The 13,798-nt window shown below is 70.7% G+C and carries 14 protein-coding genes and 1 pseudogene; 1 reads left to right on the top strand and 14 read right to left on the bottom strand.

Going from position 1 to position 13,798, the window contains the following annotated elements; all coding sequences use genetic code 11:
* Together CON77_RS04770 and CON77_RS04765 are read right to left on the bottom strand one after the other, a co-directional pair.
* Positions 1-252 (bottom strand): annotated as a pseudogene (locus tag CON77_RS04770) (anti-sigma factor); the annotation flags it as partial.
* A gap of 17 nt (positions 253-269) precedes the next feature.
* Positions 270-845 carry a sigma-70 family RNA polymerase sigma factor gene (locus tag CON77_RS04765; protein ID WP_232788405.1) on the bottom strand — a complete coding sequence of 192 codons (576 nt, stop codon included), beginning with the start codon at positions 843-845 and terminating at the stop codon, positions 270-272.
* 203 nt (positions 846-1,048) lie between these two features.
* On the opposite strand from CON77_RS04765, the gene CON77_RS04760 reads away from it, so the two are divergent.
* Positions 1,049-1,594, top strand: coding sequence for a DUF3455 domain-containing protein (locus CON77_RS04760; protein WP_101047996.1), 546 nt, complete (start codon positions 1,049-1,051; stop codon positions 1,592-1,594).
* Positions 1,595-1,633: 39 nt separating this feature from the next.
* Here the strand turns inward: CON77_RS04760 and CON77_RS04755 are convergent, their stop codons facing one another.
* The 12 genes from CON77_RS04755 to CON77_RS04700 all read right to left on the bottom strand — a co-directional run bounded on the left by CON77_RS04755 (position 1,634) and on the right by CON77_RS04700 (position 13,735).
* Entirely contained in the window at positions 1,634-3,211 is a 1,578-nt protein-coding gene (locus CON77_RS04755) for a cryptochrome/photolyase family protein (protein ID WP_101047995.1), read from the bottom strand.
* Positions 3,208-4,629 carry a DASH family cryptochrome gene (locus CON77_RS04750; protein WP_101047994.1) on the bottom strand — a complete coding sequence of 474 codons (1,422 nt, stop codon included), beginning with the start codon at positions 4,627-4,629 and terminating at the stop codon, positions 3,208-3,210. The genes CON77_RS04755 and CON77_RS04750 overlap by 4 nt, the downstream gene beginning before the upstream one ends.
* Positions 4,626-4,778 (bottom strand): DUF2256 domain-containing protein, encoded by a 153-nt coding sequence (locus CON77_RS04745; RefSeq protein ID WP_101047993.1) that lies wholly within the window; start codon positions 4,776-4,778, stop codon positions 4,626-4,628. The genes CON77_RS04750 and CON77_RS04745 overlap by 4 nt, the downstream gene beginning before the upstream one ends.
* 12 nt (positions 4,779-4,790) lie before the next feature.
* Positions 4,791-6,473 (bottom strand): FAD-binding domain-containing protein, encoded by a 1,683-nt coding sequence (locus tag CON77_RS04740; protein ID WP_101047992.1) that lies wholly within the window; start codon positions 6,471-6,473, stop codon positions 4,791-4,793.
* 7 nt (positions 6,474-6,480) lie between these two features.
* On the bottom strand, positions 6,481-6,942 hold the full coding sequence (locus CON77_RS04735; RefSeq protein ID WP_101048002.1) for a nuclear transport factor 2 family protein: 462 nt from the start codon (positions 6,940-6,942) through the stop codon (positions 6,481-6,483).
* Positions 6,943-6,953: 11 nt separating this feature from the next.
* Positions 6,954-7,724, bottom strand: a complete 771-nt coding sequence (locus tag CON77_RS04730; RefSeq protein WP_101047991.1) for an SDR family NAD(P)-dependent oxidoreductase — start codon at positions 7,722-7,724, stop codon at positions 6,954-6,956.
* Positions 7,721-8,344: a DUF3833 domain-containing protein gene (locus tag CON77_RS04725; RefSeq protein WP_369407339.1), complete on the bottom strand. Its 624-nt coding sequence runs from the start codon at positions 8,342-8,344 to the stop codon at positions 7,721-7,723. The genes CON77_RS04730 and CON77_RS04725 overlap by 4 nt, the downstream gene beginning before the upstream one ends.
* Positions 8,341-9,747, bottom strand: a complete 1,407-nt coding sequence (locus CON77_RS04720; RefSeq protein WP_439650523.1) for an MFS transporter — start codon at positions 9,745-9,747, stop codon at positions 8,341-8,343. The genes CON77_RS04725 and CON77_RS04720 overlap by 4 nt, the downstream gene beginning before the upstream one ends.
* 6 nt (positions 9,748-9,753) lie before the next feature.
* Positions 9,754-10,242 carry a chalcone isomerase family protein gene (locus CON77_RS04715; protein WP_232788404.1) on the bottom strand — a complete coding sequence of 163 codons (489 nt, stop codon included), beginning with the start codon at positions 10,240-10,242 and terminating at the stop codon, positions 9,754-9,756.
* A gap of 157 nt (positions 10,243-10,399) precedes the next feature.
* Positions 10,400-11,623: an SAM-dependent methyltransferase gene (locus tag CON77_RS04710; protein ID WP_101047989.1), complete on the bottom strand. Its 1,224-nt coding sequence runs from the start codon at positions 11,621-11,623 to the stop codon at positions 10,400-10,402.
* A gap of 16 nt (positions 11,624-11,639) precedes the next feature.
* Positions 11,640-12,434 carry a DUF1365 domain-containing protein gene (locus CON77_RS04705; protein WP_101047988.1) on the bottom strand — a complete coding sequence of 265 codons (795 nt, stop codon included), beginning with the start codon at positions 12,432-12,434 and terminating at the stop codon, positions 11,640-11,642.
* A complete protein-coding gene (locus tag CON77_RS04700) occupies positions 12,431-13,735 on the bottom strand; it encodes an NAD(P)/FAD-dependent oxidoreductase (protein ID WP_101047987.1) in 1,305 nt (434 codons plus the stop codon). Before CON77_RS04700 ends, CON77_RS04705 begins: the two co-directional genes overlap by 4 nt.
* Between the last annotated feature and the right edge of the window lie 63 nt (positions 13,736-13,798).

Here is a 13,798-nt window from a genome sequence, read left to right as displayed (position 1 = left end):
CAGCGCGGCCCGTTCGCGGTCGGCGGCCACCAGGTTCTGGATGCGCAGCCACACCGCCGGGTCGGGGGTGAGGGGGGCTTGCAATTCGGTCAGGCCGGCCACGCGGGCCTGCCAGGCCAGTGCGGCGGCGCGGACCTCGGGGCGCTGGCGGGCGATCTGCTCGAAGCGGCGGCGGGCGCCGCCGCGCAGGGTGCCCAGCGCGTGGGCCGAGGCCAGGCGTTGCAGCAATTCGGGGTGGAGGTGTAGGTTCATCGTGTCGCCTCTCTCTGTCAGGCGAAGGGGGCCATGCAGCCGCGCAGCTTGTCCAGGCCCCGGCGGATCCAGCTTTTCACGGTGCCCAGCGGCAGCCGCAATTGTTCGGCCAGTTCGCTGTGGCTGAGGTCTTGCAGGTAGGCCAGGGTGACCACCTGGCGCTGCTTGTGTTCCAGCTGGCGCAGGCAGTGGTGCAGGGCCTGGGCCTGCTGGCCGGCCAGGTAGGTGTGCTGGGGTCCGGGGTCGTCGCTGGCGAGCTGGTCGGCCAGCACCTCGTCGAGTTCCTGGGTTTGCGGGATGCGTTCGGCCTGCTGGCGGCGGCGCAGGTCCAGGGCGCGGCTGCGCACGATCAGGCCCATCCAGGCCATGGGCGGGCTGAGGCTGGCGCGGTAGTCGGCCGCGGCGCGCCAGATGTAGAGGAAGCTGTCCTGCAGGGCGTCTTCGGCCCATTCGGCTTTGCCCAGCACGCGCATGGCCACCCCGTACAACTTGGACGAAGCCAGGTCGTACAGGGCTTTGAGGGCGGTTTCGTCGCCGGTGGCGACGCGATCCAGCAGTGCCATGAGTTGGTGGTCGGTGTCGGTTGGGCTCATGCCCCCATTGTCCTGCATAGTCAGGGCGCTTCAAGTCAGTACGCAGCCCCGTGTGCAACAGATGCAAGGGTGGGTGGCGTTGCGCTGTGGCGAAATTTTTTTGTGCCGCGCTGCATCCAGCGCCGCAGAGCCTGCGTACCACTGGTATCGGGCAGGCGTTGGGCTGCGTCCGGTGTGTTCAACCTTCTTTGAGGAGAGATTCCATGCGTGCTGTGACGATCCTGGCCGGTGTGGCCGTGCTGACCCTGACCGCCTGTGCTAGCCAGATGGCGGCCGCCCCGGCTTTCAAGCAAGACGCCCTGCCCGCCGCGGTGCAGGTGCCTGCCGGCCACAAGGTCTACATGGAGACCGTGGGCGTGGGCGAGATCACCTACCAGTGCCGCGCCAAGAAAGACATGGCCGGCCAGTTCGAGTGGGTGTTTGCCGGACCCGATGCCAAGCTGCTGGACCGCGCCGGCAAGCAGGTGGGCAAGTACTATGGCCCGCCGGCCACCTGGGAGGCCAACGACGGCTCCAAAGTGACCGCCACCCAGCTGGCCGTGGCGCCGGGCGCTGCCGGCAGCATCCCGCTGCAGCTGGTCAAGGCCAACCCGGCCACCGGCAAGGGCGCCATGGAAGGGGTGAGCTACATCCAACGCGTGGCCACCCAGGGCGGCGTGGCGCCGACCAGTGCCTGTGGCGCCAGCAACGTGGGGGCCAACCAGATCGTGAAGTACCAAGCCGACTACATCTTCTGGCGCGCCGCCTGAACTTGACGGTGCGGCCGGGTGCCGCGCCGGAGTGGGGGCTCAGAGCCGGTCCAGCCGGCTCAGCGTGACCTCGGCCTGCGTGCGCAGGCCGGCACGCGTGTCTGGGGCCATTTTGTCCAGCTGGCGGTAGACCATGCCCAGCCGGGCGTTGCGCCCCAGCCGGTCGCGCTGGCGCTCGAAAAAGTCCCAGTACAAGGCATTGAAAGGGCAAGCCCGCTCGCCGGTCTTGCCCTTTTTGTCGTAGTGGCAGCCGGCGCAGTGGTCGCCCATGCGGTCGAGGTAGGCTGCGCTGCTGACGTAGGGTTTGGTGGCCAGGCGGCCGCCGTCGGCAAACTGGCTCATGCCCAGGGTGTTGGGGGCTTCCACCCACTCAAAGGCGTCGATGTAGATGCCCAGGTACCAGTGGTGCACTTCGGCCGGGTCCAGCCCGGCCAGCAGGGCGAAATTGCCCACCACCATGAGGCGCTGGATGTGGTGGGCGTAAGCGTGTTCCAGCGACTGGCCGATGGCCTGGGCCAGGCAGGCCATGCGGGTCTGGCCGGTCCAGAACCAGTCGGGCAGGGGGCGCTGGTGGCCCAGCGCGTTGGCCTCGGTGTAGCCGGGCATCTGCGCCCAGTAGACGCCGCGCACGTACTCGCGCCAACCCAGAATCTGCCGGATGAAGCCTTCCACCGCGTGCAGCGGGGCGGCGCCGTCGCGCCAGGCCTGTTCGGCGCGCGCCACCACCTCCTGCGGGCGCAGCATTTTCACGTTGAGCGCGAACGACAGCAGCGAATGGAACAGGTGCCAGTGGCGGTGGGTGAGGGCGTCCTGGTAGTCGCCGAAGTGGGGCAGGGCATCGGCGATGAAATGGTCGAGCTGTTGCAGCGCCTCGGCGCGGTTCAGCGGCCAGCGAAAGGCGTCGGCCTGGGGGTTGCCCAGGGTTTGTACGCCTGCGCTTTGGATGGTGCGCCAGAGGGCGCTGTGGTCGTGGCGGGGGCGGGTGTCGGGCGGCGCGGCGGGGATGCCGGGCCAGGGGCGGCGGTTGTCGGCGTCGTAGTTCCACTGGCCGCCTTCGGGTTGGCCGTCGGCGGTCATCAGCACGCCGTGCAGGCGGCGCTGCTGGCGGTAGAAGCTCTCCATCAGCCACTGGCGCTTGCCCTGGAACTGGTGCTGCACCGCGTCGCGGGGGGTGTAGAAGTGGTCGCTGTCCACCTTTTCCACCGACACCGGGGCGGTGGCGGCCCATGCGGCCAGGGCCTGGTCCAGCCGGTATTCATCGGGCGCCTGGTACTGCACGGCGCGGGCCCGGTAGTGGGCCAGCAGGGCGCTCAGGTTGGCGGGGATGGACTGGCGGTTGCTCGGGTCGTCCAGCGCGACGTAGCGTACGCGGTGACCGGCGGCCTTGAGCTGGCGGGCGAAGTCGCGCATGGCCGCAAAAATGCCCAGCACCTTTTGCGCGTGGTGGACGACGTAATCGGTCTCGGCGCGCACCTCCATCAGCAGGTACACCACGTCGGGTTGCACCTCGCGGAACCAGGGGTGCAGTGGGTTGAGCTGGTCGCCCAGCACCAGGCGCAGTGTGAACGGCACCGGCGCTGCGGTGGTGGGTGGGGCGGTGGGCTCGAGGGCGTTCATGGCAGGGTGCCCCAGCGGCGCCGGTGGTCGCCGTCGGGGTCGTGCTCCAGGGTTTGTTTCACTGGGTTGAAGCGGCGGCCGCCGCGCGGGTCGGTGCCACGCCCGGCGATGTAGAGCCAGTTGCCGTGGTTGCTGAACACGTCGTGGTCGATGAGCTGGGCCTCGAACCACGCAGCGCCCGCACGCCAATCGCCCTGCAGGTCGTGAACCAGGTAACTGGCGACGATCTGGCGCAGGCGGTTGCCCAGCCAGCCGGTGGCGGCCAGTTCGCGCATGCCGGCGTCCACCAGCGCTTTGCCGGTGGTGCCGGTGCACCAGCGCTGGAAAGCGGCGGGGTCGTGCGGGGGCGGTGGGGCTTTGCCCAGGCCCCGGGCGCGGTACAGCGCGCGGCCGTGCTTGAGGTGGAGCAGCCGAAAATGGTCGCGCCACAACAGTTCGAACCAGAGCCAGTGGCTGCCGTCGTTGGCGCCGTGTTCGGCTTCAAACCGGCGCACGGCGGCCATCGCCTGGCGCGGCGAGAGCGCGCCGGTGGCCAGCCACGGCGACCACTTGCTGGAGGCGTCGACACCGTGCAGGTGGTTGCGGGTGGCTTTGTAGCGGTGGGGCATCCGCCGGGCGTGGTACTGGGCCAGGTGCGCCAGGGCGCCGGCTTCGCCGGCCTGGGCGTTGAGGCCGTGGGCGGGGAAGCTGCTGCGCGTGTCGGCGGCCGGGGCGGGGCCGTGCCACCAGCGCTGGACGGCCGCGTCGGGCGCTGGCGTGGCGCGGGTGTGGACCGTGTCGGGCGCGGGCGCGGGCCACGCGGTGGGGGTGCCCAGCGGCGGCGGGGCGGTGGGCACCCCGGCGCGTTCTACCGCTTGCCGGAACTGGGTGAAGGTGTCGGGCACCTGGGCTGGGGCAAAGGGCAGGTCGTCCAGGTCCAGCAGGGTGCTCTGCCAGACGGTGTGCACGGTCAGGCCGTGGTGGCGCAAAGCGGCGACGGCGTCTTCTTCCTCGGGGGCGGGCAGGTCTTCGCACCAGAGTTCGATGGTGGGCGCGGGGCCAGTGCTGGGGGCCGCTTCTTGCGCTGCAGCGGTTTGCAGGTGTTGGACCAGTTCGGTCAGCGCCTGGGAGGGCGGGCCACTCAGGGTCAGCAGGCGGTGGCCTTGGGCTTGCAGTTGGGCGGCCAGCGCGTCCACCGTGGCCTGCCACCAGGCGCGGCGGTGCGGCCCCATGCGCTCGAAGCCCCAGGGCGACGGACCTGTTTGGCCGGTGTCGTACACGAACACCGGCAGCCACCACACGCCGCGCTGGCGCGCGCGGGCCAGCGATTGGTGCAAAGCAGGGTGGTTGCCCAGGCGCAGGTCTTGCCGGAACCAGTGGATGACGCCGCCGGCGGCCGGGGCGCTGCCGCGCGTGTCTGACGGGGCGGGGCCGTTCATGGGCGGCGCGGGCCCCCGGCGCTGCGGCAGCGGTCGGAGCAGTATTTGACCTGTTCCCAATCGCGGGCCCACTTGCGCCGCCAGGTGAAAGGCAGGCCGCAGGCCGCGCAGGTTTTCTGCGGCAGGTCGGATTTTTTGCGCATTTTCATGGGTGGGGGTGTTCAGAAGTCGAGGGAGAGCTGGCCCGCCGTGGTTCCGGATGGCGCGCTGGTGGGGCCGCGCCGGGCCTTGGGGGCGGGCCGTTCTTCCCCCCGGGCGTTGCGGCCGCCGCCGGGCATGCCCCGGCGCGAGCCGTGCTTGTCCACCACGGCGGCCTGGGCCGCTTTCACGGCGGGTTGGCGGCGCAGGGCGTGCAGCCGGTCTTTGGCCTGGCGCAGGGCGGTGGCCAGGTCCACCGGGGGCACAGGGATGTCGTCGCCCACCCGCACGCCGCAGCGGGCCTGCAGGTCGGGCGGCATGCGCCAGGGCTCGAACAGCCAGCTGTCGGGCACGCGGCGCAGTGCGGGCAGCCAGCGCCGCACGAAGTGGCCGTGCGGGTCGTGGTCCAGCGCCTGCTTCACCGGGTTGTACACCCGGGTGGCGTTGATGCCGGTGGTGCCCGATTGCATCTGCACCTGCGGCCAGTGGATGCCGGGTTCGTAGTCGAGGAACTCGCGCGCCAGCCAGTGGCCCACCTCGCGCCAGTGCAACCACAGCGGGTAGGCCGCCACCGACACCAGCATGGCCCGCATGCGGAAGTTGAGCCAGCCGGTGGCGCGCAGCATGGCCACGCAGGCATCCACCATGGGCCAGCCGGTGCGGCCTTGGGTCAGCGCGTCGAAATGGGCGGGGTTCCAGTCGGCCTCGCGCAGGCCGTCGTAGCCGCGGTGCAGGTTGCGCCACTCCAGTTCGGGTTCGCTCTCCAACTTCTGGATGAAGTGGCAGTGCCAGTACAGCCGACTGTGGAAGGCCTGCAGGCCTTGCTTTTGGCGCGCCGCTTCGGGCGGCAGGGCGCGGCGCGTGGCGCGGGTGGCCTGCACCACCTCGCGCAGGCCCAGGTTGCCGTAGGCCAGGTGGGCTGACAGGCGCGAGCAGGCGTCGGGCGCGCTCAGGGGCGAAGAAATGCCACCCCGGTAGCGGGCGCTGCGGTCGCTCAGGAAATCGTCCAGCACCGCCAGGCCCCGGGCGCGGCCGCCGCGCTGGCGCTGGGGCGCTTCCCAGGGGGGCAAACCCAGGGCTGGGGCGCTGGGCAGGGCGGTGGCGGACCAAGGGCGAGGGTGCAGACTAAACGGACCGCCAGGAATCTGGCAGAGGGGCGGTCCACCTGTGTAGGGGAGGTCAGACGCCAGGGGCTGCGCCGGCTCGCCGCCCGTGTCCACCGGCACGAGGCGTTCGGGCGCGGCCAGCTGCGGCTGGGCCATCAAGGCCTCCCAGCGGGGCTGCCACAGCCGGCGGTCGCGCAGGCCACGCACCACGCCGAATTGCGGCCATTCGCGCCAGGCCACGCCGCGTTCGCGGCACCAGCGGGCCACCGCCCGGTCGCGCGCGTGGGTGTGGGCGTTGCCGGTTTCCTCGTGGGCGTGCAGGGCGGCGAACGGGGCCTGGTGGTGCAGCCGGTCCAGCACCTCCACCACCTCGCCCACGGCCAGGTGCAGCCGGCTGTCCCGGGCGCGCAACTCGCGGTCCAGGTCGGCCAGCGATTCGGCGATGAAGCGGTAGTGCTGGGTGGCCGCGTCGGGTTGTGCCCACAGGCTGGGTTCCACCACGTACAGGCACAGCACCGGCCCTTGGCGGGCGGCGTCGGCCAGCGGGGCGTGGTCGTGCACCCGCAGGTCGCGCTTGAACCAGACCACCCGGTAGCTCATCGCGGGTTCAGGTGTTGGCGCGGCGCTTGAGCCAGCGCATCAGGCCGCCCACCAGCGGCAGCTTTTCGTACAGCTCCTCGGCCGCGTCCCAGTAGTCGCGGTGCAGCGTGACCTGGCCCTGGTCGTCGAACACCAGGTGGCTGGCGCCGCGCACGGTTTGTGGGGTCACGGTGTCGAAACGGCGGAAGCGGAAGCAGAAATCCCAGGTCAGGAACACCTGCTGGCCTTGCTGCACCCGTTCGGTGACGACGAAGCGCGGCCCGTGCAGCGCGGTGAACATGTGGCGGAAGATGGCCTCGATGGCGGCCTGGCCCTGCACGTCGTTGAACGGGTCTTTGAAGCGGGCGTTGGCGGCGTAAAGGGCCACCAGGGCCGGCAGGTTGTCGGGCGACAGGCCCTCGAAGGCCTGCACCAGGCGGTCCAGGGCTTGCGGGGTGTCCGTGACCGAAATGGGTGCGGGGGCGGTCATGGCGGGGGCGTTCACAGGCCGGTGGCGCGGCGCACCAGGGGGAAGTACAGCCGGTAGGGCAGCAGCCGCAGCAGCTTCATCACCCGGGTGAAGCGTTTGGGGAAGTGGATGTCGAACGCGCCCTGCGCCCAGCCGGCCACGATGGCGTCGGCCGCCTGCGCCGGGGTGATGAGCGCCGGCATGGCGAAGGTGTTTTGCGCGGTCAGCGGCGTGGCCACAAAGCCGGGGTTGATCACGCTCACCCCCAGACCGTGGGGGTGCAGGTCGAGGTACAGCGCCTCGGCCAGGTGGATGAGCGCGGCTTTGGTGGGGCCGTAGGCCAGGCTCTGCGGCAAGCCCCGGAAGCCGGCCACGCTGCTGACGAGGCTGAGGTGGCCCTGGCCGCGCGCCAGCAGCGCGGGCGTGACGGCGTGCAGCAGGTGCAGCGCGCCTTCGGTGTTGATGCGCTGGTGGCGCAGCAGGTCGTCCAGGTCTATGGCGGTGGCGCGCATGGCCTGGTAGTGGCCGGCGCAGTAGCACACCAAGTCCAGCGGGCCGCCTTGCAATGCCGATGCGGCGGCGGCTTGCACGGCGGTGGCGTCGGTCACGTCCAGCGGCAGGGCCAGACTGCCGGGGTGCTCGGCCACGAACGCATTCAGCTCTGCGGCTTTGCGGGCTGACACGATGACGGTGGCGCCCAGGCCGTGCAGCTTGTCCGCCAGCGCGCGGCCGATGCCGGTGGACGCGCCCACCAGCCAGACGCGCCGGCCGCGCCAGTCGCGGATCGGGGGGTTCAGGATCATGGGCCGACTTTCTGGAACGACAGCGTCACCTCGCCCAGCCGCACGCCGAACTTGCTCATGGTGGCGCGGTTGAGCATCACGCGCTCGTCCACCAGGTACATCCAGTCGTCGAAGCGCACGTCGTAGGTCTTGCCGCCCACCGGCAGGCGCAGGGTGTAGGTCCAGTAGAAGGCGTTGCCCACCGCCTGCCCGCTGGCCGGGCCCACCACGTCGTCGGCGGTGCCGCTGTAGCGCCCGTCGGCGTGCTTGGTCAGGCGCCAGACGCGGCGGTCCTTGCTGCCGTCGGCGTAGGTGAAATGTTCGTCCAGCACGCCCTGGTTGCCGTTCCAGGTGCCTTGCATGTCCACCACGAAGCGGCGCACCACCTGGCCGCTGCGGTCCTGGAACACGCCGTGGGCGATCACCTTGCCGTTGAAGTATTCGGCCAGGTCCAGCACGGGTTTTTCGGCGGCGTATTGCTGGATGTCCTGGCTGGCGCAGCCGCTCAGGCCGAGCAGGGTACCGGCCCCCAGGGTGAGGGCGGCCAGCCCGGTGAGCAGCCTGCGGCACAACGGTGGGCGGGCGTGCTGGGTCGACTGGGGCGCCGGGCGCATGGGGGTGGGGTGGTGAAGCGGGTTCATGGGGCCTCCTGAGGCGCAAGGGACGGTGCCGGCCCCGCCGCGGCGGGGCGCACAAAATGCCAGTACAGGCTGGCCGCCGCCAGCAGCTTGATGGCGCAGGGCAGCACGGCGTAGGCCATGGTGAGCGCAAACAGGCCGTTGGCGTTGGGCTGGCCCGGCTGGTAGCCCAGCCAGCCCAGCAGGGGAAGGACCAGGCCAGCGGCCAGCGCCAGGTTGAGCTTGGCCGCCAGGTTCCACCAGCCGAAGTAGGCACCCTCGCGCCGGCCCCGGTCGCCCTGGGCGCCGATGACCCCGGCCAGCAGCGCGCCGGGCAGGGCCAGGTCGGTGCCCAGCGCCAGGCCCGACAGGGCGCACACCCACCAGAAGCCCCACACGTCGCCGGTGGACAGGGTGGCGGCCCAGACGAACACCGCCACCGACAGGCCCATGCCCACCAGCCAAGTGCGCGCCAGGCCCACGCGGCCGACGACGCGCATCCACATGGGCAACGACGCGGCCGCGCCGAAGAAATAGGTCGCCAGGAACAGCGGCTCCTGGGCCGGGGCGGCCAACCGGTCCTGGATGAAGAACAGCACCAGCGTGGCGGGCATGGCGCTGGCCAGGCCGCTCAGCACGAACACCGCCAGCAAGCGCCGGAACGGGGCATGGCGCCAAGGGTGCAGCATGTCGTGCCAGCCTGCGCGGGAGGCTTTGGCATTGGCCGTTCGTGTGTCCTTGCCGCTGTGGCAGACATCGGGGGCGTTCTGTGTGGTCGGTGGCACCGCGCGGCACCAGGCCAGCCAGCCCAGCGCCAGCGCCAAGCCAAACGCCGTGACCCAGCCGCCCCAACCCAACCAACTGGGCAGCACCGAGGCCAGCACCACGCCCACCAGCCCCGCGCCTTCGCGCCAGGCGACGATGCGGGCGCGCTGCACCTCGTTGCCGCCCAGCCGCGCGCCCCACGACTGGTGGGCAATCGCCAGCTGGCTGTAGGCGGCGGTGGTGACCAGCAGCCCGACGAACAGGCCCAGCGCCACCTGCGCGGCACGGGCCGTGTCCCACGGCGGGAAGAACAGCGCGACCATGCCCGCCAGCAACACCAGGGCGCTGCCCGCGCCCACGCCCAACACCCAGCGGTGCGAACGCGCAAACAACCGGTCGCTCAGGCGGCCCAGCCAGGGGTCGGTCACCGCGTCGAACAGGCGCGCCAGCAGCAGCACCAAGCCCAGCGTGGCCAGCGGCACGCCAAACTGCTGCGCGTACACGTTGGGCAGGTGCACGTACAGGGGCAGTGCCACGAAGGCCAGTGGCAGGCCCAATAGCCCATAACGCCAGCCCTCGCGCACGCCCATGGGGGCGGCGGCCCCGTCGGTGGCGGGCCGTGCCGCGCTGGGGGTGGCCGGTGGCGGGCTGGGGCGGGTCATGGGATGTCAGCGGTTGGTAGTCTGGCCCAACAGGGCCAGGCGCATCGCAGGTTCCGAAGTGCTGGGCGCCAGCCAGATGCCGAAGAACAGCCGGCCAAATGCCGGATCGGCCACCGCGCCCACCGGCTGGCCGTTGTGCCAGAAGCGCGCGCCCACGCCCGGCTCGTGCAGGCCGGTCAGGCGGTCGCCATTTTTCACATCGGGGAAGATGCGTCGCATCTCCGCCAGCCAGCGCTCGGCCTGGGCCTCGTTGAAGCCGCCGGCGCGGCGCATTTCCTGCACCGAGCGTTCGGCGATGGCGCCGCCCTTGAGGTCGCGCAGGTACTCCAGCTCCAGCACCACCGGCTGTTCCAAGAAACGTTCGGGCTGGAAGTCGGGCCGGGTCCATAGCCGCGCGTGGTAGACGCGCAGGCCGAAAAAGCGCAGCGTGGCCTCGCCCTGGAGGCGGCTGCCGGCCAGTTGCGCGGGTGCTGCAGGCGATGCAGCCGATGGCACCGACCCCACAGCCGAAACCGTTGCGGCTGCCATTGCAGGCGCCGAGGCGGCCGCACCGTTCCCCGGCGCATTGGCCCAGGCCGGAGCCGTACCAGCCGCCGCACTGGTCAGCACGGCCCCCAACAGCGCCCGGCGTAGCCAGCCGGTCAGCGGGCGCTCACTTGGCCAGGGTGTATTGCACGACATCGATGTCTCCCGTGGCAAAGCCGGCTTCGCAGTAGGCCAGGTAGAACTCCCAGATGCGCAGGAAGCGCTCGTCGAAGCCCAGCGCCAGCACCTCGTCGCGGCGCGCCAGAAAGTCCTCGCGCCAGCGGCGGCAGGTTTCGGCGTAGTCGGCGCCGAAGGCGAATTCGTCCACCACCCGCAGGCCGGCGGCTTCGGCCTCACGCCGGAATTCGCGCGGGCAGGGCAGGCAGCCACCGGGGAAGATGTACTGCTGGATGAAGTCAGTGGAGCGGATGTAGCGGTCGAACAGCCGGTCCTGGATCACGATGCTCTGGATGCAGGCTCGGCCACCGGGTTTGAGCAGCTGCGCCACCCGGCCAAAGTAGGTGGGCCAGTATTCGCGGCCCACCGCCTCCACCATTTCTATCGAGCAGATGGCGTCGAACGGCCCGTCGGCGATGTCGCGGTAGTCCTGCAGGCGCAGGTCGGCGCGCTCGGTCTGGCCCAGCGCGGCCAGGCGTTGCTGGGCCCAGGCCAGTTGCTCGGTGGACAGGGTGACGCCGGTGACGTGGGCGCCGAATTCCACCGTGCCTTTTTCGGCCAGCGCGCCCCAGCCGCAGCCGATCTCCAGCACCCGGTCGCCGGGCCGCACGCCGGCCATGCGCAGCGCGCGCCGCACCTTGGCGTGTTGGGCGTCGGCCATGGGCTGTTCGTGGCCGCCTTCAAACAGGGCGGACGAGTAGTTCATCGTCCCGTCCAGCCACAGACGGTAGAAGGCGTTGCCCAGGTCGTAGTGGGCGTGGATGTTCTTGCGGCTGTTGCGGCGGGTGTTGCGGTGCAACAGGTGGCGCACTCGGTACAGCAGGCGCCCGGCCCAGGAGCCGTGGATCACGTCTTCCAGCGCCTGGCGGTTGGCCAGAAACAGGCGCATCAGGTCGTCCAGGTGGGGTGTGGTCCAGTCGCCGGCGATGTAGCTTTCGGCAAAACCGATGTCGCCCGACTTGAGCGCCGCGCCGCACACGTTCCAGTTGTGCAGGTGGAGGGTGGCGTGCAGGCCCTGGCCGTCGCCCAGCGTCTGCACGCTGCCGTCGGGCAGTTGCACGGTGAGCGAGCCGTGGCGCAGGCGCTGCAACAGTTGGAACACGGTGCGCGCGGCGGCCGGCGTCTGGGCCGGCAGTTGCACCGAAGTGGGGGCGGTGGCGGTGAAGGTGTTCATGCGTGAAACTCCAGGGCTATCGGGTCACGAAATGTTCAGGGGGAGGCGGTTTGCGGTGAAAGCCGACACGCTTCCACCACAGTTGCAGGGCCTGCCAGTGGATGCGCGCCATGACCATGGCGGTCATGGCCGGGTAGCGCCACAGCGCGCGGCGCAACGCGGCGGGGGTGATGGGGTGCAGGGTGCCGCTGACGCTGGTCTGCAGCAGCGGGCCGTCGGCGTCGTCGTGGTCCACCCGCACCACGGTGCGGTCCTGGCCGGCGTGCACCGTGCGCAAAAAGCGGAAGCGGTACTCCCCGCTGATGCGGCAGAACGGCGACACGTGAAAGCATTTGTCGGCGCGCAACTCGGCGCCGTAGTGCGGGCGGTCCAGCAGGTAGCAGTGGCGTTCGCCGAAGGTGTTGTTCACTTCGGCGACGATGGCGCGCAGGCTGCCGTCGGCCCGATGGCAGTACCAAAAGCTCACCGGCTTGAAGGTGTAGCCCAGCACCCGCGGGTAGGTGTGCAGCCAGACCTCGCCGTCGGCGTCGGCAATGCCCTCGCCCGCCAGCATCTCGGTCAGCCAGGCCAGCGCGCCGCCGCGTTCCGGGCCGCGGCCATCGCCGTGGTCGCGGTCGTGGAAACTGATGGCCCCGGCGCGGTTCACCGCCAGGCCGCCCAGTGCCGCCGGCTCGTGCAGGCGGCGCATGGGCAGCAGCAGGAACCAGGTGTCGTAGGCGAAAGCGTGCCGGCGCGGCCGCAACCGGGTGTGGCGCACCTGGCCAAACCCGATCTGGGCCAGGGCGCCGCGGTCGCCACGGGTATCGCTCATGCGGCCTGCCTCCGGGCGCCGGCGGTGTGGGCCAGCAGCTGGTCGGCGGCGGCCAGGCCCGACTTCAGCCCGTCTTCGTGGAAGCCGTAGCCTGTCCACGCGCCGCAGTACCAGGTGTGCAGGTGGCCCTGCAAGGCGGGCACGCGGCGCTGCGCGGCAATGGCGGCCAGGTCGAACACCGGGTGGCTGTACTCGAACGTCCCCAGCACCTGGGCCGGGTCGATCGGGTGCACCGGGTTGAGCGACTCCACCACCGGTTGGCTGAACGGCAGCGGCTGCAGGCGGTTGAGCAGGTAGTGCAGGCAGACGCGGGCGGATTCCTGCTGCGCATCGGCCGCGCGCTCGTAGTTCCAGGCGGCCCAGGCCGCGGTGCGCAGGGGCAGCACCGAAGTGTCGGTGTGCAGCACCGCCCGGTTGGGCTGGTAGCGGATGGCGCCCAGCACCTCGGCCTCCACGTTGGTGGGGCGGCCCAGCAGGGCCAGGGCCTGGTCGGAATGGCAGGCCAGCACCACCTGGTCAAAGCGCTCGGGGCCGTGCGCCGTGTGCAGCGTGACGCCGGCCTCGTCGCGGTCCAGCCGGCGCACGGGGGTGTTCAGGCGGGCGTCCGGCACCTGGGCCACGATTTTTTCCACGTAGTGCCGCGCGCCGCCCACCACCGTGTGCCACTGCGGCCGGTCGTTCACCTGCAGCAGGCCGTGGTTGTGGCAGAAGCGGATCATGGTGGCCACCGGGAAGCGCAGCATCTGGTCGGTCGGGCAGCTCCAGATGCAGCCCAGCATGGGCAGGAAGTACCAGTCGCGGAAGGCGGTGCCGAAGCGGTGCTGGTCCAGGAAGTCGTGCAGGGGCTGCACCATGTCGGCCTCGCGCTGTGCCGCGGCCAGCTCGGTGCAGAGGCGGTTGAAGCGCAGCAGGTCGCTGAGCATGCCCAGGAAGCGTGGGTTCAGCAGGTTGCGCTTTTGCGCAAACACGGTGGCCAGGTTGTTGCCGCTCCATTCCAGCCGGCGGCCCGGCCGCTTGCCCGGCACCTGCACCGAAAACGACATGTCCGACGGGGCCGTGGCCACGCCGAGTTCGGCGAACAGGGCGATCAACTGGGGGTAGGTGCGCTCGTTGAACACCAGGAACCCGGTGTCCACTCCGTGGCTGACCGGGCCTTGCGCGGTGGGCAGGGTGATGTCCACCGTGTGGGTGTGGCCGCCGAAGTAGTCGCCCGCCTCGAACAGCGTGACCTGGGCCTGGCCGCGCAGCCGGTGCGCCGCGGCGAGTCCGGAAATGCCTGAGCCGACGATGGCAACTTTCATGGGTGCTCCTGTGTGGCTTTATTTGTCCTAGACAAAATTCATTGTATGCTAAAGTCGAATGGC

Origin of the sequence: Macromonas nakdongensis, from assembly GCF_002837145.1 — a bacterium.
In the GTDB taxonomy this organism is placed as follows: domain Bacteria; phylum Pseudomonadota; class Gammaproteobacteria; order Burkholderiales; family Burkholderiaceae_C; genus Macromonas_B; species Macromonas_B nakdongensis.
The sequence above is the reverse complement of the archived record's forward strand: the minus strand, read 5'-3'. Positions and strand labels throughout refer to the sequence as shown.

What these genes read in the sequence shown, in the direction of transcription:
- CON77_RS04765 (WP_232788405.1), bottom strand. Translation starts at nt 845, where the DNA reads ATGAGCCCAACCGACACCGACCACCAACTCATGGCACTGCTGGATCGC.
- CON77_RS04760 (WP_101047996.1), top strand. Translation starts at nt 1,049, where the DNA reads ATGCGTGCTGTGACGATCCTGGCCGGTGTGGCCGTGCTGACCCTGACC.
- CON77_RS04755 (WP_101047995.1), bottom strand. Translation starts at nt 3,211, where the DNA reads ATGAACGCCCTCGAGCCCACCGCCCCACCCACCACCGCAGCGCCGGTG.
- CON77_RS04750 (WP_101047994.1), bottom strand. Translation starts at nt 4,629, where the DNA reads ATGAACGGCCCCGCCCCGTCAGACACGCGCGGCAGCGCCCCGGCCGCC.
- CON77_RS04745 (WP_101047993.1), bottom strand. Translation starts at nt 4,778, where the DNA reads ATGAAAATGCGCAAAAAATCCGACCTGCCGCAGAAAACCTGCGCGGCC.
- CON77_RS04740 (WP_101047992.1), bottom strand. Translation starts at nt 6,473, where the DNA reads ATGAGCTACCGGGTGGTCTGGTTCAAGCGCGACCTGCGGGTGCACGAC.
- CON77_RS04735 (WP_101048002.1), bottom strand. Translation starts at nt 6,942, where the DNA reads ATGACCGCCCCCGCACCCATTTCGGTCACGGACACCCCGCAAGCCCTG.
- CON77_RS04730 (WP_101047991.1), bottom strand. Translation starts at nt 7,724, where the DNA reads ATGATCCTGAACCCCCCGATCCGCGACTGGCGCGGCCGGCGCGTCTGG.
- CON77_RS04725 (WP_369407339.1), bottom strand. Translation starts at nt 8,344, where the DNA reads ATGAACCCGCTTCACCACCCCACCCCCATGCGCCCGGCGCCCCAGTCG.
- CON77_RS04720 (WP_439650523.1), bottom strand. Translation starts at nt 9,747, where the DNA reads ATGACCCGCCCCAGCCCGCCACCGGCCACCCCCAGCGCGGCACGGCCC.
- CON77_RS04710 (WP_101047989.1), bottom strand. Translation starts at nt 11,623, where the DNA reads ATGAACACCTTCACCGCCACCGCCCCCACTTCGGTGCAACTGCCGGCC.
- CON77_RS04705 (WP_101047988.1), bottom strand. Translation starts at nt 12,434, where the DNA reads ATGAGCGATACCCGTGGCGACCGCGGCGCCCTGGCCCAGATCGGGTTT.
- CON77_RS04700 (WP_101047987.1), bottom strand. Translation starts at nt 13,735, where the DNA reads ATGAAAGTTGCCATCGTCGGCTCAGGCATTTCCGGACTCGCCGCGGCG.